Annotated in this window: 20 protein-coding genes; 9 read left to right on the plus strand and 11 right to left on the minus strand. The window is 65.1% G+C overall.

What is annotated here, in order from left to right:
- Positions 1-729, plus strand: coding sequence for a FadR/GntR family transcriptional regulator (locus C8D95_RS14425; protein WP_109759883.1), 729 nt, complete (start codon positions 1-3; stop codon positions 727-729).
- On the plus strand, positions 726-2,123 hold the full coding sequence (locus C8D95_RS14430) for a hypothetical protein (RefSeq protein ID WP_109759884.1): 1,398 nt from the start codon (positions 726-728) through the stop codon (positions 2,121-2,123). The genes C8D95_RS14425 and C8D95_RS14430 overlap by 4 nt, the downstream gene beginning before the upstream one ends.
- On the opposite strand, the gene C8D95_RS14435 is transcribed toward C8D95_RS14430, so the two are convergent.
- From C8D95_RS14435 to C8D95_RS14450, 4 genes are read right to left on the minus strand one after another with little or no spacing between them, the layout of a single operon-like run.
- Positions 2,124-3,245 carry an iron-containing alcohol dehydrogenase gene (locus tag C8D95_RS14435; RefSeq protein ID WP_109759885.1) on the minus strand — a complete coding sequence of 374 codons (1,122 nt, stop codon included), beginning with the start codon at positions 3,243-3,245 and terminating at the stop codon, positions 2,124-2,126. It lies immediately after the preceding gene.
- A 9-nt stretch (positions 3,246-3,254) separates the two neighbouring features.
- The gene (locus C8D95_RS14440; protein ID WP_109759886.1) at positions 3,255-4,160 is read right to left on the minus strand and encodes a dihydrodipicolinate synthase family protein; all 906 of its coding nucleotides are present in this window, start codon (positions 4,158-4,160) and stop codon (positions 3,255-3,257) included.
- The gene (pdxA, locus tag C8D95_RS14445; protein ID WP_109759887.1) at positions 4,157-5,104 is read right to left on the minus strand and encodes a 4-hydroxythreonine-4-phosphate dehydrogenase PdxA; all 948 of its coding nucleotides are present in this window, start codon (positions 5,102-5,104) and stop codon (positions 4,157-4,159) included. Before pdxA ends, C8D95_RS14440 begins: the two co-directional genes overlap by 4 nt.
- Positions 5,101-6,246, minus strand: coding sequence for a sialidase family protein (locus tag C8D95_RS14450; RefSeq protein ID WP_109759888.1), 1,146 nt, complete (start codon positions 6,244-6,246; stop codon positions 5,101-5,103). Before C8D95_RS14450 ends, pdxA begins: the two co-directional genes overlap by 4 nt.
- A 243-nt stretch (positions 6,247-6,489) precedes the next feature.
- Here C8D95_RS14450 and C8D95_RS14455 point away from each other — a divergent pair, with 243 nt between their 5' ends.
- Entirely contained in the window at positions 6,490-7,383 is an 894-nt protein-coding gene (locus tag C8D95_RS14455) for a DMT family transporter (RefSeq protein ID WP_109759948.1), read from the plus strand.
- A gap of 2 nt (positions 7,384-7,385) precedes the next feature.
- Here the strand turns inward: C8D95_RS14455 and C8D95_RS14460 are convergent, their stop codons facing one another.
- Entirely contained in the window at positions 7,386-8,309 is a 924-nt protein-coding gene (locus C8D95_RS14460) for a LysR family transcriptional regulator (RefSeq protein WP_109759889.1), read from the minus strand.
- Positions 8,310-8,482: 173 nt separating this feature from the next.
- Between C8D95_RS14460 and C8D95_RS14465 the strand changes: the two genes are divergently transcribed.
- The 5 genes from C8D95_RS14465 to C8D95_RS14485 are packed head-to-tail and all read left to right on the plus strand — an operon-like array spanning position 8,483 to position 14,469.
- Entirely contained in the window at positions 8,483-9,985 is a 1,503-nt protein-coding gene (locus tag C8D95_RS14465) for an ABC transporter substrate-binding protein (RefSeq protein WP_206508343.1), read from the plus strand.
- 57 nt (positions 9,986-10,042) lie between these two features.
- Positions 10,043-10,957 carry an ABC transporter permease gene (locus C8D95_RS14470; RefSeq protein ID WP_109759890.1) on the plus strand — a complete coding sequence of 305 codons (915 nt, stop codon included), beginning with the start codon at positions 10,043-10,045 and terminating at the stop codon, positions 10,955-10,957.
- Positions 10,958-10,961: 4 nt separating this feature from the next.
- Positions 10,962-11,879, plus strand: coding sequence for an ABC transporter permease (locus C8D95_RS14475; protein ID WP_109759891.1), 918 nt, complete (start codon positions 10,962-10,964; stop codon positions 11,877-11,879).
- The gene (locus C8D95_RS14480) at positions 11,879-13,504 is read left to right on the plus strand and encodes an ABC transporter ATP-binding protein (protein ID WP_109759892.1); all 1,626 of its coding nucleotides are present in this window, start codon (positions 11,879-11,881) and stop codon (positions 13,502-13,504) included. The genes C8D95_RS14475 and C8D95_RS14480 overlap by 1 nt, the downstream gene beginning before the upstream one ends.
- Entirely contained in the window at positions 13,501-14,469 is a 969-nt protein-coding gene (locus C8D95_RS14485) for a 2-hydroxyacid dehydrogenase (RefSeq protein ID WP_241239696.1), read from the plus strand. Before C8D95_RS14480 ends, C8D95_RS14485 begins: the two co-directional genes overlap by 4 nt.
- A 112-nt stretch (positions 14,470-14,581) precedes the next feature.
- Here C8D95_RS14485 and C8D95_RS14490 read toward each other — a convergent pair whose 3' ends face one another.
- From C8D95_RS14490 to C8D95_RS14510, 6 genes are all read right to left on the minus strand, one after another.
- Positions 14,582-15,589 carry an Ldh family oxidoreductase gene (locus tag C8D95_RS14490; RefSeq protein WP_109759893.1) on the minus strand — a complete coding sequence of 336 codons (1,008 nt, stop codon included), beginning with the start codon at positions 15,587-15,589 and terminating at the stop codon, positions 14,582-14,584.
- Positions 15,590-15,737: 148 nt separating this feature from the next.
- The gene (locus tag C8D95_RS22085; RefSeq protein ID WP_164721733.1) at positions 15,738-15,899 is read right to left on the minus strand and encodes a hypothetical protein; all 162 of its coding nucleotides are present in this window, start codon (positions 15,897-15,899) and stop codon (positions 15,738-15,740) included.
- Between the two features lie 15 nt (positions 15,900-15,914).
- Positions 15,915-17,264 carry an amidase gene (locus C8D95_RS14495; protein ID WP_109759894.1) on the minus strand — a complete coding sequence of 450 codons (1,350 nt, stop codon included), beginning with the start codon at positions 17,262-17,264 and terminating at the stop codon, positions 15,915-15,917.
- Positions 17,254-18,672: a TRAP transporter large permease gene (locus C8D95_RS14500; RefSeq protein ID WP_109759895.1), complete on the minus strand. Its 1,419-nt coding sequence runs from the start codon at positions 18,670-18,672 to the stop codon at positions 17,254-17,256. The genes C8D95_RS14495 and C8D95_RS14500 overlap by 11 nt, the downstream gene beginning before the upstream one ends.
- A complete protein-coding gene (locus C8D95_RS14505; protein WP_109759896.1) occupies positions 18,669-19,253 on the minus strand; it encodes a TRAP transporter small permease subunit in 585 nt (194 codons plus the stop codon). The genes C8D95_RS14500 and C8D95_RS14505 overlap by 4 nt, the downstream gene beginning before the upstream one ends.
- Positions 19,254-19,323: 70 nt before the next feature.
- Positions 19,324-20,448 (minus strand): TRAP transporter substrate-binding protein, encoded by a 1,125-nt coding sequence (locus C8D95_RS14510; RefSeq protein ID WP_109759897.1) that lies wholly within the window; start codon positions 20,446-20,448, stop codon positions 19,324-19,326.
- A 310-nt stretch (positions 20,449-20,758) separates the two neighbouring features.
- On the opposite strand from C8D95_RS14510, the gene C8D95_RS14515 reads away from it, so the two are divergent.
- Positions 20,759-21,001: a DUF2934 domain-containing protein gene (locus C8D95_RS14515; RefSeq protein WP_211312650.1), complete on the plus strand. Its 243-nt coding sequence runs from the start codon at positions 20,759-20,761 to the stop codon at positions 20,999-21,001.
- Positions 21,002-21,016: the final 15 nt, after the last annotated feature.

The raw sequence follows: 21,016 nt of genomic DNA on the forward strand, positions 1-21,016 counted from the left end.
ATGTCCGACCGCAAGCCCGTGGACCTGCGCGTCCCGCCCGCCAACCGCAAGAGCCTGGCCGACATAGTGTTCGACCGTCTGATGCGGTCGATCAAGTCCGGCTCCTACGGTCCCGACGAAAGGCTGCCGACGGAACATGCGCTCGCGGCCGAGTTTCAGGTTTCGCGGCCCGTCATCCGGGAGGCGCTTCAGCGTCTGCGCGAGCAGGGCTTTGTCTACTCGCGGCAAGGGGCGGGGACATTCATCCGTCAGATCGGCCTCCGCGAACCTCTGGGGTTCGGGACGCTCGAAAGCATCGCCGACCTGTCGCGCTGCTACGAGTTCCGTATTACGCTCGAACCCGAAGCCGCCGCCGCCGCCGCCGAGCGCCGAAGCGCCTCGGCCCTCGCCGATATCGCCGAGGCGCTGGACTTGATGCGGGACGCCACTGCGCGGCAGCGGCACCGCGAGGATGCCGATTTCGCCTTTCACGGCGCCATCGCAAGGGCGAGCGACAACAGGTACTTCGTGACCGCTCTTGAAGCGTTGGCCGACCACATCGGCGTCGGCATGCAGTTCCACGGCCAGTCACTGAAAGCGTCGCCCGACGGGCTGGCGCAGGTCTTCGAAGAACACGCGGCGATCCACGACGCGATCCGTGACCACCAGCCCGACGCTGCGCGGAGGCTGATGCGCCAGCACCTTATCGGCTCGCGCGACCGCCTGTTCGTAGGTCGTCCGCGAGGATGACGCGAAGCTGGGGCGGCAGAACCATCGGCATTCTTCTCTTCGTGGTTACGGGCCTCGTGATCTGCGACGAATGGGGTCTTGCCACCTGGGCGCTCGACGCGAAGCCGGCGGTGACGCTTGCTCTGATCGCGGTCTACCTGCCGCAGGTCCGTGCGTCGCGGAAAGCCTTCATCATCTTCGCCGCTCTTCTGACTGTCTTCCTTGCCGCCACGAACCCGGCCTGGAGGACGACGGTCCTTGCCGCCCTCGACACCACCGCCTTCATCGCGGCCTTCTTCACGGCGCTGACGATCCTCAAGTCGGCCGCGCAGACCTCTCCGGCGATCCGGCGCGCGGGACGCTTTCTTGCAGGTCAGCCGCCGGGGCGAAGATATCTTGCCCTGACGGCGGGGGGACAGGCGTTCACGCTCCTTCTCAACTATGGCTCGCTTCAGCTTCTCGGTGCCATGGCTGTGAGCAGCGCGGCCGAGGAGCAGAACCCCGAGATCCGCGCGATCCGGATGCGGCGGATGCTTCTGGCGATCGAGCGTGGACTGATCTCGACCCTGCCGTGGTCTCCGCTGTCCTTCGCCGTCGCGATCTCGACGGCGACGGTGCCCGGCACGTCCTGGGCAGGTATCCTGTTGCCCTCGATGGTCACCGGCCTCATCGCGGCGGGGACGGGATGGGCGCTCGACACGATCTTCAAACCGAAGGTCTCGTCGTCCCGCCCGACGAGAAGCGCGCCGCCGGAGGGAAGCTGGGCGACGATGGCGCCGCTGGCTCTCCTCCTGGCGATCCTCGTCGTCAGCGTGGGGACGCTTCACGAGCTGACAAGCGTGCGCATCGTGGGGCTTGTGACGGTCATCGTGCCTGCGATGGCGACCGGCTGGATGCTTCTCCAGCACCGGCACGACCGCCCGTTGCAGTCGGTCGGTCGCCGCTACAAGACCTATTTCTTCGAGGAGCTTCCGGCGTTCTCGGGCGAGATGACACTCATCATGATGGCGGGCTACATCGGGACCGTCGGTGCGGCCGTGCTGGCGCCGGTCCTGAACGACCTCGGACTCGATCTCTCGCTCCTGCCGACATGGGTCCTTCTGGTCGGCTTCGTGTGGATCATTCCGGTTCTGGGTCAGCTCGCCATGAACCCCATCCTTGCCGTCACCCTCATCGGTCCGTTCATCCCCTCCGCCGAGACGCTTGGCGTCAGCCCGACGGCGGTGGTGGTCGCCCTGACCGCAGGATGGGCGATCAGCGGCGCGAGTTCGCCCTTCACCGCGACGCAGCTTCTTCTGGCGCACCATGCCGGCGTGTCCGCCTGGAGCGTGGGGCTGAGGTGGAACGGCCTCTTCACTCTCACCTGCCTCGTCCTGCTCTCGGCCTGGGTGCTGGTCTACGCCTATGTCTTCTGATCAGAGGGTGGCGCGGTAGATCGCCTCGACGTCCGCGACGCTCATGTCGCGCGGGTTGTTGTCCATCAGGCGACGGATGCCATGCGCCTCGATGGCCCAGTCGCCAAGCTGATCCTCTCGCACGCCGTGTGCCGCCATCGACATGTCGATGCCAAGGGCTTGGCAGAACGCCCGGACAGACGCGCGAACCGTCTCCGGATCGACCGAGGCCGGAAGCCCGAGAGCGTCCAGCACCTCGGCGGTCTTTTCCGGTCGCGCCGGGGCATTGAAGGCCAGAACGTCCGGGAAGAGAAGCGCCACGCTCAAACCGTGGGGGATGCCCGCACGGGTGCCGAGGGGATAGGCGAGGGCGTGCCCGGCGGCCGTGTTGACGGGTCCGAGGCACAAGCCGCCATAGAACGAGGAGAGCAGCATCCCCTCGCGCGCCTCGGCGTCCGAGCCATCCTCGACCGCGCGCCGCAGGAACCTACCTGCAAGCCGAATGCCCATCCTCGCATAGTCGTCGATGAGGGGATGGGCGCGAACATTCGTGAAGGCCTCGACCGCGTGCGCCAGGGCGTCGACACCCGTGGCTGCCGTCACTGCGGAGGGCACGCTCATCGTCAGATCCGGATCCAGGATCGCGATATCAGCCGCCATATGAGGGCTTTCCACGGCGACCTTCATCCCTGTCCGCGTCGAAGTCACCAGAGCGCGAATGCCGCCTTCCGATCCCGTTCCCGCGGTGGTCGCGACCTGCGCAAGTGCGGCGCATTTGCTCGCCACCTTGTCGGGTCCCGCGACGTCGTCCAGCGTCTGATCGCTGTTCCACAGGACCGAGACGAGCTTCGCCACGTCCATCACCGATCCGCCGCCGAGGCCCACCACCAGGTCTGGCCGCACCTGACGCGCCACCTCGAGCGCCGCTTCAAGGTCGGTGTCCTTCGGTTCGGGCTGCACGCCGTCGAAGACGGTGACCGTGCCCGACAGACCCAGGCGGCCGACCATGGCACGCGTCACCGGCTGCGCGATCACGAGGATGCGTGACATGCCTGCCGCCCATGTGCCAAGGCGAGCGGCCGCGCCCGAGCCGATCTCGATCCGCTTCGGCAGGTGCAGGGTGATCGGACGGGGGCTGTTCATGTCGGATCCTCAGCCGCCGAGGCGGTCCATCTGGGCCCAGATATCGTTCCGCTCGGCTTCAGGCAGTTCGACCAGCGGCGGCATGAGGTTCAGCCACGCCATGTCTCCACGACGCTTCGCGAGCATCGTCTTGATCGTCGGAAGCTGGACGTACTTGTTCGAGAGCGTCCGCCACTCGTCGATCCGGGCCTGCGCGGCCTCGACCTGTTCGGTCTTGGCGGGATCGTTCCAGCCGTCCCAGACGATGCGAAGCGCATCGGCGCGGACGTTCGATGTCGCAGTGATGCAGCCCGCGCCTCCCAACCTGAGGAGCGGCAGCATCAGAGGGTCTGCGCCCGCGAGGACACCGAGCGCCGGGAATGTCTCGCACATGGCGCGCATGTTGTTCATGTCGCCGGAGCTGTCCTTGATGCCGGTGACGATGCCGGGGAATGCCTCCAGCAAGCGGCCGATCAGAGCGTGCGACAGCGGGATCTGGCTGACCTGCGGGATGTGATAGAGCACGATCCTGAGCCGGTCGTCGGCGACGGCTTCGATAACGCGGGCGTAAAAGCGGAACAGCCCTTCGTCGCTGACGCCCTTGTAGTAGTAGGGCGGCAACATCACGACGCCTTTAGCTCCTGACTGCACAGCGTGACGGGTCAGCTCGACGGTGTCGGCGACCGCCGGTGTCGACGTGCCGGGCAGAAGCGCGTTCGCCGGTGTGCCGCCCGCGATGGCGGCCTCGACGAGGTCGATGCGCTGCCTGACGCCGAAGCTGTTCGCCTCGCCGGTGGTCCCCAGCATCGCGATGCCGTGGCAGCCGTCTTCGAGGAGGCGGCGGCAATGGTCGCCGAAAAGCTTCAGGTCCGGCGTGCCGTCCCCGGTGACAGGTGTGGCGGCAGCCGAGTGGACGCCGTGGATCGCGTGCTTCACGTCTTTCTCCCCGTGGCCAGTCGCCGGGCATAGGCGATGGCCTTCTCCATGTTTCCGTGATCCGCGATGCCCTTGCCCGCGATGTCGAAGGCGGTGCCGTGGTCGACCGAGGTGCGGTCGATCGGCAGGCCGAGCGAGACGTTCACCGCCGTATCGAAGGCGACGAGCTTGATCGGGATATGCCCCTGGTCGTGGTACTGCGCGACGACGAGGTCGAACTGCCCCGTGTAGGCGCGGTGAAAGACGGTGTCGCCGGCGATGGGGCCGTGGGCGTCGATGCCCTCGGCCCGCGCGCGTTCGACGGCGGGGGCGAGTTGGTCGGCATCTTCGGTTCCGAACAGGCCGCCTTCACCGCAGTGTGGATTGATCCCCGCGACCGCGATCCGCGGAGCCTCGAGGCCGAGGCGTCTGAGGTGCTCGTGCCCGACCCGGATCGTCTGGAGGACGGACTCGGTCGTGGCGCGGTCAATGGCGTCGCGCAGGCTGACGTGGGTCGAGTTGTGGATGACCTTCAGGCGGTCCGAGGCGAGGATCATCCAGGCCTTCTTCTGGCCCGTCAGAGCGGCCAGCATCCCGGTATGCCCGTCGTAATGGTGACCGGCGGCGTTAAGCGCGGCCTTGTTGAGGGGCGCGGTCACGATGCAGCCGATTTCTCCGGCCTCGGCGGCGCGGACGGCGGCCTCGACGAAGCGGAAGGCGGCGTCGCCCGCGCGCGCGTCTTCCTTGCCGAAGGGCAGGGGCGCGCTCGCGACGGGCAGGTCGGTGAGGGCCACATCGATGCCGGGGCGCAGGCCGGTGCGGACCACAGCCTCGGCAGCCTCGAGCGTCTTACGGCAGCCGAAAATGCGCGTTTGCGCGCGCTCGCCCTCGCTCATGGCCGCGACGGCCTTCAGCGTGATCTCGGGACCGACGCCTGCGGGGTCGCCGAGGGTGATGCCGATCATTGCGCGTCCAGCCAGGCCCGCGTCATGCGGACGTGTTTTATGGCGCGGCGGAAGTACGTGTAGGCGAGGTCGAGTGTGCCTTCCGGTCCTTCGACCAGAGACGGATAGGACATCTCGTGGTTCTGCCCGTCGACCGAGTTGTTGGTGAGGCAGGTTCCCGAGCCGTCCTCGACGAGGATGCGCTTGGGGAAGGTCCGGCCGCCATCCGTGGAAAAGCAGAGCGTCATGGGGGCGCGAGGCACACCCCAGATCGGCTTGCAGCCGCCCGACGCGTTCGGCCGGTCGTCGCCTTCGCCGAGTTCGTCGTAGAGCGAGGCGCGCCGGGCGTCGGGGTGCATTTCGGCATTTGCCGGGTTGCAGGCCATGGCGACGCGTCCGTCGGACAGCGCGATGGCCGAGAGCGAGGAATTGTTGTTGGGCACGTCGGTCGGCTTGGGCGCGCTCCAGGTTTCGCCACCGTCGTCGCTTTCGCTACGGTGAACGAAATCGGCCTGCCTTCGACGATAGAAGGCCGCGAAGCGGTCGCCACCAAGCGGAACGAGAGTCATGTGGACCGAGCCGATGGAGTCGGGCACCTCGACCTCGCGCCACGTGGTGCCGGCGTCGGTCGAGATCGCGACTGCGGCCGTGTCATGACTTCCGGTCCAGCGCTCGCCGGGACGGGGCACACAGCGGAAAAGGGGCAGAAGCCAGGCGCCATCGCCGCGCACGCGGATGGGGCCCCGGATGAAGGTGCCCTTGGGCAGATCGAGGTCGACGGGCGCCGCTCCGGCCTCGCGCATCCGCACGAGACAGGCGTCCTGGTTGCCGCCTTCCTGCGCGGTGTGAAGGATCAGCCGCCGACCGTCGGGTGCGTCGAACTGCACCGGGTTCTGTTCGGATCGCGCGGGATCGTCCGAGATCTGCTCCGCCGGGCTCCACAGCCCGTCGCGCAGCGTCGAACGCCAGATCGAGATGTCGGACTTGCCCTCAAGCGACCCGCCGAACCAGAGACAGTGAAGCGCGTCCTTGCCGTGCGACAGGAAGGCCGCATGATTCTGTATGCAGGGCGAGGGAAGCAAGGCCTCCTCACGCCCCTCGGCCGTCGCGACGAGCCTGCCGTTCATCCGGTCTGCGATCATCTCGGGCGAAAGGACGGACATCGATTCGAGGCTCCCCGGCAGCTTGACTGGCGCTCAAAATCTGGGCGCACAACATCAAGTTGTCAACTTGATATGGGAACTTTGGACGAAGTGTAAAGGCTATCCAAGCGTTAACTATCTGAAACAAAATTTATAATTTCGATGACAGTTTTTAGTGCCGCTTTCGTCCGCATTAAATTTGACAAATCTGCGCCACGGACGGACAGTCGGGCCAAGTGCCTCTCGGCACAGATGGGAGCCTGCATGGCAACAGGGGTGTCGTCCGATGGAACCGAGCGCGCCGCGCTGATCGGCGTCGCTCTCATGCTGTGCGTCGCCGTGCTGAGCGCGATCGACGCGGTGATCGTACGCCAGCTTTCTCCCGGAGTGCATCCGTTCATCATCGCCTTCACCCGCGCGCTGTTCGGCTGCCTTGTGTTCCTGCCATATATCCTGGCGCATCCGGACATCCTTACGTCGAACTTCCGCTTCCTGCATGTCTTCCGTGCCGCCCTGAAGCTTTTGTCCCTGATCGCCTTCTTCATCGCTTTCGCCTCGGCGCCCCTTGCCGATGTGACCGCCATCGCCTTTACCGCCCCGATATTCGTGACCATCGGCGCCTGGTTCTTCCTGTCCGAGAAGCCGCGCGCATTGCGCGTGTTCGCGGTGCTCGTCGGGTTTGTGGGCGTGGTTCTCGTCATCCGGCCCCTGCAGGGCGGCGGCATCTCGACCGGGCTCGCCTTCGCGCTGGTGGGCGCGCTCCTGACGGCGGTCATTCAACTGATCCTGAAGCCCATGTCGGGACGCGACAGGACCGAAACGCTGGTCGCATGGAACCTTCTGGTGACGGTCCCCATCGCCATCGTGCCCGCAGCCTTCGTCTGGGCAACGCCGACGGCGGTCGAATGGATGCTTCTGTCGATTCAGGGCGTCCTGGGCGCCATCAACATGGCGCTGGTCACGCGGGCCTTCTCGCTGGCCGAGGCGTCGCTTCTCGTCCCAATCGACTTCCTGCGTCTTCCGATCGTCGCTGGCCTTGCCTTCGCGCTGTTCGGGCAGACCGTGCCGGTGACGACGTGGATCGGCGGCAGCGTGATCTTCGCGGCGACCCTTCTGATGGCGCGCAGCGCGCGCAACAGGCGGGACCGAGAAATATGAGCCTAGTCCGGCACATGAGGCGCGTAGGCGCCGAGCGCATCGAGGATGATGTCCCGCACCCGAGTATGAAGCGCGGCGCGGCGCCTGTGCCCGGCGATGAGGTAAAGCTCGGAGCGGAACCAGTCCGGCAAATCGACGGGGCGATAGACGACATTCGCCATCCGCATCGCCTGCGTCGAACTCGGCACGAAGGCTACGCCGATGCCGCGATTGACCAGAGCGACGACGGAATGCGTCTGGCTGACGTCGAGCGCCACGCGCGGCGACACGTCCGCGCCGGCGAAGAGAGCGTTCTGCATCTCGCGCACGAAGCCGCCGCGCTCGGTCGAGTAGGCGACGAAGTCGAGGCCGTCGAGGTCCGCGAGGCTCGGGCGGTCCTTTTTCGCAAGGGGATGGCCCGAGGGCGTCGCCAGGACGAAGGTTTCGCTGATGACGCGGACGCTTTCGAGGTCGGTCTGGCGGCCGGACGAGCGGGTGAGGCCCAGATCGATCTGGCCGCTGTTCAGGGCCTCGACGATCTCGTAGCTCATCATCTCGGTCGGGTTGAACGTCACCCCGGGCAGCGCCTTGTGCAGCGCGCTGACGATGCGGGGGACGAATTCGAGCGCGGCCGACGGCACGAAACCCATGGCGATGGCGCCCACCTCGCCCCGCTCGGCCTGCTTCGCCGACAGCGCGGCGTATTCCGCCCGTTGCAGGATGTCCGTGGCGTTGACGAGAAACGTCGCGCCTGCCTGCGTCAGGCTGACCTGGCGGTTCGTCCGCTCGAAAAGCTGAAGGCCGAGCGCGTGCTCGAGAAGCTTGATCTGCCGCGACAGTGGCGGCTGTGTCATGTTCATACGCTCGGCCGCGCGGCTGAAGTTCAGCTCCTCGGCGACGGCGACGAAACACCGAAGCTGGAAGAATTCGAAATGGCCGGTCGCCATGCGTGCCTCCGGTCGATCAGCGATACAAGTCTTGTATCATTTCAATCCAAGATTGGAATGACAATCAAGAGCGCCGCCCGTACAGTCGAGGCCGATCGGAACCAGAAATGGCACCGGACGGTGACGGCGGCGGGAGGACAAGCAGCCGACACTTTGGACAAGGGAGGAACCAGATGACCCAAAGATTTACTCGTGTTGCCGCGATCCTGATGGCCACGACCGCAGGTTTTGCGGCCCATGCGCAGGACTCCGTCACCATCGTGCTTTCGGAGGAGCTCGAAAACGTCGAGCCCTGCATGGCATCCAAGTCGAACATCGGACGCGTCATCCTGCAGAACGTCTCCGAGACGCTGACCGAGCTGGTGCCCGGCACCGGGCTCGAACCTCGCCTGGCGGAAAGCTGGGAGGACATGGGCAACGGCACATGGCGCTTCAACCTGCGTGAGGGCGTGACCTTCTCGGACGGCACCGCCTTCGACGCGGGAGACGTCGTGTTCTCGCTCGAGCGGAACAAGTCCGACAAGTTCGTCTGCGAAATCGGCGCCAAGTACTATGGCGGCATGACGCTGACGACGAACGTGATCGACGATACCACCATCGAGATCACGTCGGACCCGGCGCAGCCGATCCTGCCGCTGCTGATGTCGACCCTGACGGTGCTGCCGTCGGAAGCCAATCCCGACGCCTTCGTCGATCAGCCGATCGGCACCGGGCCCTATACCTTCGACGAATACAATCGCGGCGAGAACATCAAGCTTTCCGTCCGCGACGACTATTGGGGCGAAGCTCCGACCATCAAGAACGCGACCTACCTTTTCCGCTCGGAAAGTGCTGTCCGCGCGGCGATGGTCGAGGCCGGCGAAGCCGATATCGCACCGAACATCGCGGTGCAGGACGCCACCAATGAGGCGACCGACTACAGCTACCCGAACTCGGAGACCGTCTACATGCGTCTCGAAACGGCGACCCCGCCGCTCGACGACGTGCGGGTGCGGCAGGCGCTGAACTACGCCGTGGACAAGGAAGCCTTCGTCGGCACCATCCTCGCCAACGGCACGCTTCTGGCCACCGGCATGGTCCCGCCGTCGACCATCGGCTACAACACCGACCTCCAGCCCTATCCCTATGACCTCGAAAAGGCCAAGGCGCTGCTCGAGGAGGCCAAGGCGGACGGCGTTCCGGTCGACACCGAGATCCTCGTGATCGGACGGCTGGAGAACTATGCCAACGTCACCGAGACGATGGAGGCGCTGGTCGCCATGTGGCAGGACGCGGGCTTCAACGTCACGCTGAACATGGTCGAGACGGCGGAGTGGAACGAGTACTACTCGAAGCCCTTCGTCGAGGGCAAAGGGCCGATCATGGTCAACGCACAGCACGACAACGCCAACGGCGACCCGGTCTTCTCGATGTTCTTCAAGTACGCCTCGGACGGCGTGCAGTCGGGTATCTCCGATCCGAAGCTCGACGAGATGATCGCCGCCGCGACGGCGGCCACGGGTGACGAACGCGAGGCGCTCTGGAAGGACACATTCGCTTACATCTTCAACGATGTCGTGGCGGACGTCTTCCTCTGGCACATGGTGGGCTTCACCCGGGTCAGCGACAAGCTCGACTTCGAGCCGACGATCCGCACGAACTCCGAGCTGCAACTGTCGCAGATCAAGTTCAAGTGACGCCAGCACCGGGGGCGGCGTCCTGCCGCCCCCGGAACGCCGGAACCGGGGGCAGCCATGCTATCCTTCCTTGGAAAACGTGCCGTCGCCAGTGCCATCTCCCTTATCGGCCTCGTGATCCTCGTTTTCTTCCTGTCGCGATTGACGGGTGATCCGACCAACCTCTACCTGCCGGTCGATGCCTCGCTGGAAAGCCGCGAGCGCTTTCGCGAGATAAACGGCCTCAACGATCCGCTGATCGTCCAGTTCTTCCGTTACGCCGGCGACCTCATCCGTTTCGACTTCGGCATGTCGGTCCGGCGCGGCGAGCCCGCGCTCGACGCCGTCCTGCGCGCCTTCCAGTGGACGCTGTGGCTGGCGCTCATCACCATGACGCTGGTCACCGTCGCCGCGATCGTCGTGGGATCGCTCGCCGCCTTCCGCGTCGGAGGCATCTTCGACCGCATTGCCACGTTCTTCTCGTTGATCGGCGCCAGCGCACCCGATTTCTGGATCGCCATCGTCGCCATCGTCGTCTTCTCGGTGTCGCTCGGGTGGGTGCCGACCTCGGGGACGGGGACCGTGTGGCACTGGATCCTGCCCGTCTCGGTCCTGTTCATCCGGCCGTTCGGCCTGATCCTTCAGGTGGTGCGGGGGTCGATGATCTCGACGTTGAGCTCGGCCTACGTCAAGACGGCCCGCGCCAAGGGGGTGCGGAACCGCCCCATCATCTTCGTCCACGCCCTGCGGAACGCGATGCTGCCCGTCATCACGGTGATCGGCGACCAAGCGGCAGGGCTTCTGAACGGCGCGGTGATCGTCGAGACGATCTTCGGCTTCCCGGGTGTCGGCAAGCTGATGATCGACTCGATCCTTCAGCGCGACTTCACCGTCGTCCTCGCGGCGATCTTCGTGACGGCGGTCGCGATCTTCCTGATGAACATCCTGATCGACATTTTCTACGCGGTGCTCGACCCGCGCATCCGGTACTAGGCCCATGTCCCTCTCCGACACCGTCGCGATCCCCGCACCGCCGCATCCCGTAATGCAGGTCCTGCGGATGCTCTGGCGCGACAAGGTGGCATTGGCCGCGTCCGTCTTCCTTGTCTTCATCGTGTTCTGCGCGATCTTCGGTCCGGCCCTCTTCGAGGACATCGCGACCAAGCAGAATCTGCGCGGCCGGAACGCGGCGCCGTTCGACTTCTCGAAGGACTGGATCTTCTGGCTGGGCGGCGACGCCCTTGGCCGGCCGCTTCTGGCGCGCATCATCGTCGCGGCGCAGAACACGATCATGGTCGCGGCCGGCGCGGTGGTCTGTTCGCTGCTGATCGGCACGACGCTCGGGCTGATCGCGGGCTATACCTCGACGCGGGTCAGCCAAGTCATCATGCGCCTGGCGGACGTCATCATGTCGTTCCCGTCGCTGCTTCTGGCCGTCATCGTTCTCTACATGCTCGCGCCCTCGGTCACGAACCTGATCATCGTGCTCGCGATCACCCGCATCCCCGTCTACCTCCGGACCTCGCGCGCCGAGGTGCTGGAGGTGCGCGAGCGCATGTTCGTCCAGGCCGCACAGGTCATGGGAGCCTCGACGGGGCGCATCGTGTTCCGCCACATCCTGCCAATCGTCTTCCCGACTCTCGTTACCATCGCCACGCTCGACTTCGCTTTCGTCATGCTCGCGGAATCGTCGTTGTCCTTTCTCGGCATTGGCATCCAGCCGCCCGAGATCACCTGGGGCATGATGGTGGCGCAGGGCCGGCCTTATCTCACCACGGCCTGGTGGCTGTCGTTCTGGCCGGGCATGGCGATCATCCTGACGACGCTGTCGCTGAACCTGCTGTCGAACTGGATGCGCACGGCGCTGGACCCGGTGCAGCGGTGGCGGCTCGAAACGACGCCGAGGAAGAAATGATGGCCGGCCACCTGCTCGAGGTTCGCGGCCTTTCGGTCGACTTCCATACCGCGCAGGGCGCGGTCCATGCCGTGCGGAATGTCTCGTGGCACCTCGACCGAGGCGAGACGCTGGCGATCCTCGGCGAAAGCGGATCGGGCAAGTCGGTGTCGGCCAGTGCCATCATGAACCTGATCGATTGCCCGCCGGGCGATATCGACTCGGGCGAGGTCCTGTTCGAGGGCCGGGACGTCCTGAAAATGTCCGACGAGCAGCGGCGTCAGCTCAACGGCAAGCGGATCGCGATGATCTTCCAGGACCCGCTCAGCCACCTGAACCCGGTCTATACCGTCGGCTTCCAGATCATGGAGACGATGACGACACACGGCGTGTCGAAGGCCGATGCGCGGGCGCGGACGCTCGAGCTGATGGAGAGGGTCGGTATCCCCGACTTCGGGACCAAGATCGACGCCTATCCGCACCAGTTCTCGGGCGGTCAGCGGCAGCGGCTGATGATCGCGATGGCGCTTGCGCTGAAGCCCGACATCCTGATTGCCGACGAACCCACGACCGCGCTCGACGTGACGGTGCAGGCGCAGATCCTGGCGCTGCTGGAGGAGCTTCAGAAAGAGACCGGAATGGGTCTCCTTCTCATCACCCACGACCTTGGCGTCGTGGCCGAGGTGGCCGACCGCGTCGTCGTGATGAACTCGGGCGAGATCGTCGAGACCGGCAGCGCCGCCGAGGTCTACCGCAACCCGCACCACCCCTATACGAAGAAACTGATCTCGGCCGTTCCGGGGACGGGCGGCATGGCGGCGTCTCTGGGAACCGGCATCAGGCCCCTTCTCGACGTGCAGGGCATCTCGAAGCGCTTCGGGGATTTCCTCGCGCTCGACGAGGCGACGTTCACCGTCCTTCCGGGCGAGACGGTCGCCATCGTGGGAGAGTCCGGCTCGGGCAAGTCGACGCTGGCGAAGGCGCTTCTGCGCCTGATCGAGCCCACGTCGGGCGCGGCCTTCTACGACAGCCGAGACCTGGTGACGATGCCGCCGAAGGAGCTGTTCGAGCTTCGCCGGGACATCCAGATGGTGTTCCAGGACCCCACGCAGTCGCTCAATCCGCGCATGTCGGTCTATCAGATCGTGTCCGAGGCCTTCGCGATCCATCGAGATATCCTGCCGAAGGATCGCTGGCAGGGCAGGGTGCGCGAGCTTCTGGAACAGGTCGGGCTCGACGCCAGCCATATGCGGCGTTACCCGCACCAGTTCTCGGGCGGCCAGCGGCAGCGTATCGCCATCGCACGGGCGCTGGCGTTGGAGCCGAAGCTGATCATCTGCGACGAGGCGGTTTCGGCGCTGGACGTGTCGATCCAGGCGCAGGTTATCCGCTTGTTGCGCGGGCTTCAGGAGCGGCTGCACCTCAGCTATCTGTTCATCGCACACGACCTGCCCCTTGTGCGCGACTTCGCGCACCGGGTCGTCGTTATGCAGGCCGGGCGCATCGTCGAACAGGGGCCGGTCAGGCAGATCTTCGAAGCGCCGCAGGCCGACTATACGCGGAGCCTCATCGCCGCCAGCCTGCACCCGGATCCCGAGGTTCAGGCCGAGCGGCGTGCCGTGCGCGAGCTTCGGAGGGAGGCGTGACGGTGCCCAAGCGCGACATTCTCGTGATGCACTGGCTGCGGCCGATCGCCATGACGCAGCTCGAAGCAGCCTACACCCTGCATCGCTACGACGAAGCCGCAGACCGTGACGCGTTCCTTGCCGAATTCGGACCTCGCTGCGTGGGCATCGCCACCAATGGCCATGCTCCACTGACCAAAAACGACTTGCAGCACCTGCCGAAGGTCGAGATCGTCGCCTGTTCCTCGGCCGGGTTCGAACCCATCGACGTGGATGCCCTGAGGGAGCGCGGGATCGCCTTCACCAACACCTCGGCAGCCCTGCTGGACGATGTGGCCGACACTGCGCTGATGCTGACGATTGCCGCTCGCCGACACCTCGTGCGCGCGCACGCTTACGTCGAACGGGGGGACTGGGGACGGAAGGGCATGTATCCGCTTCTGTCCACCATGCGCGGCAAGAAGGCGGGGATCGTCGGCCTCGGTAACATCGGGCGGGCCATCGCGGCGCGTTTCGAACCGCTGGGTCTTGAGATCGGCTATACCTCGCGAAGCCGGAAGCCGGGAACCTATCGGTACTTCCCACAGGTCCGCGATCTGGCGGAATGGTCCGATATCCTTGCCGTGGTGGTGCCGGGCGGCGCCGAGACGGACAACATGATCGACGGCCCGGTGCTGGAGGCGCTTGGACCAGAGGGGACGCTGGTCAACGTGGCGCGGGGAAGCGTCGTCGACGAACCTGCCCTCATTGAAGCGCTTACCAGTGGCAAACTGGGTTCGGCGGCGCTGGACGTCTTCTGGAACGAACCCCATGTCGATCCGGCACTGTCCTCCCTTCCGAACGTGACGCTCTATCCGCATCACGCCAGCGGCACCGAGGAGACGCGTGACGCCATGGCGCAACTCGTCGTCGACAACCTGGCAGCACACTTCGCCGGCAAGCCGCTTCTGACGCCTGTGCACGACCTTCCCGCGCAGTCGCGCTGAGGCCGGGTCCGTCGATCAGCGGTGCGTCTCGGTCAGGCGTGGCGCTTTCTCCATCTCGAAGCTCTCGGAGAGGTGCTTTCGTTCGGCGCATCATCCGCGCCTGAGGCAGGCATCAGCCCGAATGCATCGCCCATAGTGCTGCATCGACCGTGACGCCGTCCTTCAGCTGGCGCGCCTTTCGGGCCAACGCCGCCTCGCCCGGCAGGCGCACCGGGTTCGCCGGGTCGATCGGCCGGGCGGTGCGGCAGAGGTCCGAGACGTGTCCCATCACCCCGCCAAGCGCGTCGAGGCCGCCGAAGGCCTCGGGGTCGATGACCTGAACGAAGACGTTTGCGCCGAGGAAAGACGTCTCGTCGGCCCGGCCCTTGCCGGCGAGGCCCGAGGTCAGGGCTTCGACCATCAGTCCCATGGCATAGCCCTTGTGACCGGCGTCGAGACCGCCGAGCGGGAGGATCACCTCGCTCTCCTGCGGATCGGTCGTCGCCTTCCCGTCCTCGCGGATCACCCAAGGGTGCGGAAGCGACCGCCCCTCGCGCGCCAGTTGGCGCACGAGGCTGTTCGACGTGACCGAGGTCGAGATGTCGATGAGGATCGGCTGGTCGTCCGTCGGATAGCCGATGGCGATCGGGCTGGGCGAAAGGACCGCCGATGTACCGCCCGCGGGCGCCACGGTCGCCGATTGCGGCGCCGAGGTCTGCAGTTGAAGGATCATCCCCCGCCTCGCCACGGGTTCGAGGTAGGCGGCAAGGCAGGCGATGTGAAAGCTTCGCCGGATCACGATGGTGCCGGTGCCATGGGTGCGCGCCATCGTCTCGGCCTCTGCTATGGCCTTAAGCGTCAGCCAGGCACCAGGAAGGCGCTTGCCGTCCCAGAGCTGCGCGGCGCCGCGCTTCGACAGGACATCGGGTGCGCCGGACGACGCCATCGTGCCGTCCCGAATGCAGTCGAGGTACATCTTCAGAAGCGCGATCCCGTGTGTGCGGTGACCCAACAGGTCTGCTTCGGCGAGGATCGTCGCCGTATCCTGCGCCATCCCGGCCTCGAGTCCGGCCTGTTCCAGCCGCTCGGCCATGCGGCCGCGAAGGACGTCCGCGTCCACGAGAGCCGTATCGTCTACCATGCGATTTTTCCTTTCGGCAACTGTCGGGGGCGCGTCTGGAGGCCAACCCCAAAGCACCTGATGGCGAGGACGGAATGCCTGAGGGGCGCAAGAAGGGACCCTTGCGCAAGACCGAGATCAGGTCGAAACGCGATACCAGTTCTGACGTCTAGTCCCGTTTCCCACGGTTCGCGGTCACGAAGTCATAGGCGACCAGGACCAGCGTCAGGACGATGATCGCAACAAGGTCGGGGCTCGGGACTTCGACCGCCAGGATCAGGACGAACGCCGCGAAGGTCGCGAAGGCGATAAATGCGAGTAGCTTGTTCATCTGCGGTCCATCCCTTCAGCCATCCATCCGATCATAGAGCCATCTTGCCGTGCGTAACAGCCGCGCATCGTTGCCTCGGCCCCCGACAAGCTGGACCCCCATGGGCAGCCCGTTGCTTGCGGTCATGATGGGTATCGTCACTGCGGGCGTGCCGCAAAGCGTCCAGAGGCCGTTGAAGATCGCATCGCCCGTGCTTTCGAGACCCTCGGGCGCCGGGCCGGTCGCCGCCGGACAGAGTATCGCGTCGCAGCGCTCGAGAATAGCCTCGATGGCGGCGTACAGGATGTCCGGCCAGTCGAGCGCGGCAAGGTAGTCGCGCACGGGGATGACGGCTCCCTTGCGGATCGCGTCCCGCGTCTCGTCCCCCAGAAGGTCGGCGCCCTCGCGTTCGTAGCGGTGATAATAGCGGGACATCTCGGCCTGGTTGACCCGCAGCCTGATCTCTGCTGCGTCGTCGAAGACCTCGGGAAGTTCGACGCTGAACGCCTGTTCGCCCAAATCCTCCTCCAGAGCGGCGAGGCCGTCCTTCATGTCCTCGTGCGCGCCTTCCCAGCCCGGAGGCCGGACGATGGCGAACACAGGCGGCATGACCGGCTCGGTCATGGCCGTGCGCTCCAGCGCCGGAAAGGCGGCAGGCGCACTGGCGGGGTCGGCGGAATCGTATCCGAAGAGGACATCGGCGAGCATGGCCGCGCCGAGAGGGTCGGCAGCGAATACGCCCACGGTGTCCAGCGTGTGCGACTGCATCAGCACACCGCGCCGCGAGATCGACCCGAAGGTGGGCATGAACCCGGTGACGCCGCAATACGAGGCGGGACGGATGCAGGAGCCCCCGGTCTGCGTGCCGACGGCCAGCGGGACCATGCCGTCGCCGACCGCCGCCGCCGAGCCCGCGGAGGATCCTCCGGGCGTATGGGCCGGATTGTGCGGATTGCGGGTCCGTGCCGGGTGGGTGAAGGCCAGTTCGGTCGTGACCGTCTTGCCCAGGATGATCGCGCCTGCCGACTTCAGCCGCTCGACGATATGCGCGTCCTTGCGCGGCACGCGACCGGCGTCGAGCGCAGCTCCGTTCTCGGTCGGAATTCTCGCGGTGTCGATGATGTCCTTCAGGCCGACCGGCAGTCCGTGCAGCGCCCCGAGCGGCCGGCCGGTCCGACGGAGAGCGTCCATCGTTTTGGCCTGATGGCGGGCCAGTTCGGGGTCGAACCAGGCCCAGGCGCCGATCTCGGGTTCCCGCGCCTCGATCCTTGCGATGCAGGCCTCGACGAGCGTGATCGCGTCCAGCGCGCCGGACGCCAGCCGGTCCCGCAGGACGACGGCGCCGAGCGACAGCAGGCTTTCGGACTTCGCGGCCTTACCGGCCATAGAAGAGTTCCGGCAGATAGAAGACGATCTGCGGGAAGACATACATCAGGATCATCGAGATGAAGACGCAGACCAGGAAGGGCATGACACCCTTGAAGATCTGCGTGAGCCGAACCTCGGGCGGAGCGATGCCCTTGAGGTAGTAGGCCGACATCGCCATCGGTGGAGTCAGGAAACTGGTCTGCAGGTTCAGCGCGACGAGGATGCCGAAGAACAGCGGATCGACCTCGAAGATCGCGAGAAGCGGCAGGAAGATGGGGACGAAGATGATGATGATCTCCGACCACTCCAGCGGCCATCCGAGAAGGAAGATGATGATCTGCGCGAGGATCAGGAACATCAGCGGCGAAAGGTTCAGCGACTGCACGAACTCCGAGATTACCTGCTCGCCGCCGAGGTATGAGAAGACTGCCGAGAAGGTGTAGGATCCCACGAACAGCCAGCACACCATCGCCGTTGTGCGCACCGTGAGGTAGACGCTCTCGCGCATGCGCTGCCACGTCATCGCCCGGTAGATGAAGGCCAGGAATATGCCGCCAAGGGCCCCGATGGAGGCGGCCTCGGTCGGTGTCGCCAGTCCGAACAGGATCGAGCCCAGCACCGCTAGGATGAGGAACGCGAGAGGAAGGAACGACGTCAGGATCATGACGATGAGCTGGCGGGCAGGGACGTCCGGGACTTCTTCGTCGGTCGGGCGTGGTGCCACCGAAGGCTGAAGGATCGACCGTCCGATCACGTAGATCAGGTAAAGGCCGACGAGGGTAAGGCCCGGAAGCAGCGCTGCCGCATAGAGCCGAACGATCGAGACGCCCGACGCCGCCGCATAGACGATCAGCATGATCGACGGCGGGATCAGGATGCCCAGGGTTCCGCCGGCGCAGATGATCCCGCTGGCGAACGAAGGATCATAGCGCGCCTTCAGCATCTGCGGCAGCGCCAGAAGTCCCATCAGCGTGACGACCGCGCCCACGATGCCCGTGGCGGTCGCGAACAGGGCGCAGGTGATCAGCGCAGCGACCCCCATCGAGCCCGGGACGTTCTTCGAGGCGACGTTCAGGGTCGAGAACAGCCGGTCGACGATGTTCGACCTCTCGACGATGTAGCCCATGAAGAGGAACAGCGGCACCGCCGTCAGCACCTCGTTCGACATGACCGTATAGGTCTGGTTGACGAAGAGGTCGAAAATTCTGTTGTTCGCGAACCCCTCCAGCCAGGTGGTCCAGGAGTCCCAATAGCTGGCCGTCTCGTCCAGGCGGTCGAAGGTCCGCCACATTCTGCCTTCGTCGTAGTAGGCGAAGTAGCCGAAACCTATCCCCATCGCCATCAGGGTGAAGGCGATAGGGAACCCCAGGAAGACGAAGACGATGAACAGCCCCAGCATTACCAGGGCGATTTGCGGGTCGGTCATGGATGCGAGCCCTTTTCGGCCTCGTTGGCCTTCCTGATAAGCAGATCTTCGGTTTCGAAGACGTCTTCCTCGGCCTCGATCCAGACGTTCGTGCGGATCGCGATCAGGCATCGGCAGACTTGAGCGATCCCCTGAATGAACAGCAGGATTCCCGCCGCGACGATCACGGTCTTGAATTGGTAGATCGGCACGCCGGCCGGACTGTTGATGCTGACCTCGCCGTATTGCCAGGACCGCGCCGCATATTTCCAGCCGGAGAAGATCAGGGCGAGCACCCCAGGGAAGAAGAAGAGGAAATAAAGGACGAGGTCGAGCTTTGCCTGCGTCCTCGGCTGCCACAGGCGATAGAGGAAGTCGCCTCGCACGTGACCGCCGCGCGACAGCGTGTAGGCGCCGCCCATCATGAACAGCGTTCCGTACATGATGAAGGATACATCCAGCGCCCAGGCGGTGGGGTCGTTCAGCACATATCGGACGAAGACTTCATATCCGGTGCCGACCGCCATAAGGACGATCAGCCAGGCGAAGGCCTTGCCGAACCACGCCGACAAGCTGTCGGCAAAGCGAATGAATCCGATCAAGTGCACCTCCTGCCCGCATCACTGACCCCGGCGCGTTGTCGCGCCGGGGCAGTTTCCCCAACCCCTCTTATCAGAGGGCGAGCTTGCCCGGGAAGTAGTGCTCGAAGGCGAGGGCGTAGTCGGGAGCGTTCATCAGCTCGTAGTAGGCAACACGCTCCACCCACTCGCGCTGGCTGTCGAGCGTGCGCTTCATGAATTCGTCCTGCTCAAGCTCGGTGATCAGTTCGTCCCATGCGGCGAGCTGGGCGTCGAGGATCTCCTTCGACGTCCTGCGCACGTTCACGCCGCCTGCCTGTAGTTCGGCCAGGTCGGTCGAATACTGCTTCATGGCTTTCGCGGTGTTCGCGGTCGAAGCGGCCTCGACGCTGTATTTCAGGATCGCCTGAAGGTCGGGCTCCAGATCTTCGAGGAAGGTGCGCGAGAACAGGAACTCGAAGCTTTCGGACGCCTGGTGGTAGGAGGAGAGATAGTAGTTCTTCGCCACGTCCTGGGCGCCGAAGCGGCGGTCCGAGGTCGGGTTGTTGAACTCGAAGGCGTCGATGACGCCCCGTTCCATCGCCGGAACGATCTCGCCGCCCGGAAGCTGGGCGACGGACATGCCGAGCTTGGCCATCAGATCGGCCGCAAGTCCGACGGTACGGTACTTGAAGCCCTGCAGGTCGGCGACGGTGTTCACCTCTCCCTTGAACCAGCCGAACGGCTGCGCGAACATCGGGAAGCCTAGGTAGCCGACCACGTCGAGACCCATGATGTCCTGGGTCAGCTCGCGATAAAGCTCCTGTCCGCCGCCTTCGTAGAACCAGCTGAGCATCGTGGTGGCCGAGCCGCCGAATACGGGACCGGTGCCGAAGAGCGACGCGGCCTTGTTCTTTCCATACCAGTAGACCGGCACCGAATGCGCGGCATCGAGAACGCCGTCGTTGACGGCATCGAGCACCTGGAACGCGCCCACGACCGCACCGGCCGGAAGCACGTCCACCTTGAGGCGACCGGCGGACATTTCGTCCACGCGCATCGCGTAATCCTTGGCGAATTCGTCCCAGATGTCGGATGCCGGCCAGGACGTCTGCATTTTGACGACCAGCGGCGATTGCGCCAGCACCGCCGGGGCGGCCAGCATGGCTCCGGTCGCGGCGGTTCCGGCAAGTGCGCTCTTTTTCAGAAACGAGCGACGGTCGTATGTCTTGTTGGTCATGGTATCTCCTCCCATTGGAGCGCAATCAGACCTTCTCGTCGCCCGGGGGCGCGCCTGTCTGTATCGCACGTCCGGTCATCGTACCTATCCGGAGGATGACCACAAGCGCTATGGTGGTCTTAAGCTACGGCTGATCGCGCGCTTCTGTGTCGAGGGTGTCGAGATAATACCCTGAGGCCTGTCCCGGGGCTTACCTATCTCCGCCGGAACACCCTGCCTGGCTAGCGCGGCATTCCCGGCGTGGTGGCGTCCGTGCCTGTCCGGGATGTTCCGAAATGACGGAACCGAGCGACCTGAGCGTCGTTTTCCCGTGACAAGTCACGATGTATTTCAGGAGGTCCAAAGGATGCAGGAAGATCGATCCAAGAAAGTTGAAGAACGCGCGCATGGGATCTGGGAGTCCGAAGGCCGCCCCGATGGGAAGCACGACGAACATTGGAAGCGTGCCGAACAGGAGTTGTCCGAAGGCGAAAAGCAATCCGAGACGCCCAAAGCCCGTTCCTCGACTGCGTCCGGTGGAAGTGAAAAGAAGCGCAGGCAGTCGAAGGCCTGAGTTTGCAGCCTGCCG

This window comes from Silicimonas algicola (assembly GCF_003148765.1).
In the GTDB taxonomy this organism is placed as follows: domain Bacteria; phylum Pseudomonadota; class Alphaproteobacteria; order Rhodobacterales; family Rhodobacteraceae; genus Silicimonas; species Silicimonas algicola.

Excerpts from the sequence above, each read along its gene's own strand:
- C8D95_RS14465 (WP_206508343.1), top strand. The coding sequence starts at position 8,483 with ATGACCCAAAGATTTACTCGTGTTGCCGCGATCCTGATGGCCACGACC.
- C8D95_RS14430 (WP_109759884.1), top strand. The coding sequence starts at position 726 with ATGACGCGAAGCTGGGGCGGCAGAACCATCGGCATTCTTCTCTTCGTG.
- C8D95_RS14495 (WP_109759894.1), bottom strand. The coding sequence starts at position 17,264 with ATGGCCGGTAAGGCCGCGAAGTCCGAAAGCCTGCTGTCGCTCGGCGCC.
- C8D95_RS14500 (WP_109759895.1), bottom strand. The coding sequence starts at position 18,672 with ATGACCGACCCGCAAATCGCCCTGGTAATGCTGGGGCTGTTCATCGTC.
- C8D95_RS14490 (WP_109759893.1), bottom strand. The coding sequence starts at position 15,589 with ATGGTAGACGATACGGCTCTCGTGGACGCGGACGTCCTTCGCGGCCGC.
- C8D95_RS14435 (WP_109759885.1), bottom strand. The coding sequence starts at position 3,245 with ATGAACAGCCCCCGTCCGATCACCCTGCACCTGCCGAAGCGGATCGAG.
- C8D95_RS14475 (WP_109759891.1), top strand. The coding sequence starts at position 10,962 with ATGTCCCTCTCCGACACCGTCGCGATCCCCGCACCGCCGCATCCCGTA.
- C8D95_RS22085 (WP_164721733.1), bottom strand. The coding sequence starts at position 15,899 with ATGAACAAGCTACTCGCATTTATCGCCTTCGCGACCTTCGCGGCGTTC.
- C8D95_RS14450 (WP_109759888.1), bottom strand. The coding sequence starts at position 6,246 with ATGTCCGTCCTTTCGCCCGAGATGATCGCAGACCGGATGAACGGCAGG.
- C8D95_RS14425 (WP_109759883.1), top strand. The coding sequence starts at position 1 with ATGTCCGACCGCAAGCCCGTGGACCTGCGCGTCCCGCCCGCCAACCGC.
- pdxA (WP_109759887.1), bottom strand. The coding sequence starts at position 5,104 with ATGATCGGCATCACCCTCGGCGACCCCGCAGGCGTCGGTCCCGAGATC.
- C8D95_RS14460 (WP_109759889.1), bottom strand. The coding sequence starts at position 8,309 with ATGGCGACCGGCCATTTCGAATTCTTCCAGCTTCGGTGTTTCGTCGCC.
- C8D95_RS14455 (WP_109759948.1), top strand. The coding sequence starts at position 6,490 with ATGGCAACAGGGGTGTCGTCCGATGGAACCGAGCGCGCCGCGCTGATC.
- C8D95_RS14480 (WP_109759892.1), top strand. The coding sequence starts at position 11,879 with ATGGCCGGCCACCTGCTCGAGGTTCGCGGCCTTTCGGTCGACTTCCAT.
- C8D95_RS14470 (WP_109759890.1), top strand. The coding sequence starts at position 10,043 with ATGCTATCCTTCCTTGGAAAACGTGCCGTCGCCAGTGCCATCTCCCTT.
- C8D95_RS14510 (WP_109759897.1), bottom strand. The coding sequence starts at position 20,448 with ATGACCAACAAGACATACGACCGTCGCTCGTTTCTGAAAAAGAGCGCA.